This window comes from Clostridium sp. ZBS15, from assembly GCF_023845705.1.
Classification (GTDB): domain Bacteria; phylum Bacillota; class Clostridia; order Clostridiales; family Clostridiaceae; genus Clostridium; species Clostridium aquiflavi.
Genome location: NZ_JAMQHY010000073.1, coordinates 1 through 639, shown reverse-complemented (window position 1 = coordinate 639; position 639 = coordinate 1). Strand labels below are relative to the sequence as shown.

The following is a 639-nucleotide window of genomic DNA, read 5'->3' as shown; positions in this document are numbered from 1 at the left end:
TTTATTGTCGCTAACTACTTCGTTAACTTCATATTTTCTGTACTCACGTATCACGATACGCTCCGTTCATAAAATACTCGTTTCCTCGTATTTATCGCCACTAAACTTCGTAACATTATTTTGCTTATAAATAAACAAAACAATTTGCCAATTTTAATTTGAGTAATTATCTAGGTAATTATTTCAATTATTACAAAGAATATATTCTTGGCTTGTTGTATTATATACAATATACTTGTTTATTGAATCCTATTACTTTGTCATCTGCATAATTTTTTTCATTCACGTATAAAATACGCTCATTGTAAAAATTATTTGATTCCTTGTACTAAGGTTCACTAAACTTCGTATTCTATGTGCAATTTTCAAAGAACAATGGTGGGCTTAAATGGACTCGAACCATCGACCTCACGCTTATCAGGCGTGCGCTCTAACCAGCTGAGCTATAAGCCCTCACTTTGAAAGACTTAATCTTTCAAAATTGAACATAATCTACAATCAATTAAACCTTCTTTTTCAAATTAAATATATTTTAATTACTAGTTAAACATCATGTAAACAAGATCTCTCCATTGTAAGCATGATTTCCACCCTCCTGGTCTCCTACGGCTACCTTATAACTACGTCACCCCAACCACT

At 32.1% G+C, this 639-nt stretch carries 1 tRNA gene; it reads right to left on the bottom strand.

What is annotated here, in order from left to right:
* Positions 1-376: 376 nt before the first annotated feature.
* Positions 377-453: transfer RNA gene (locus NG904_RS16155), tRNA-Ile, on the bottom strand.
* Between the last annotated feature and the right edge of the window lie 186 nt (positions 454-639).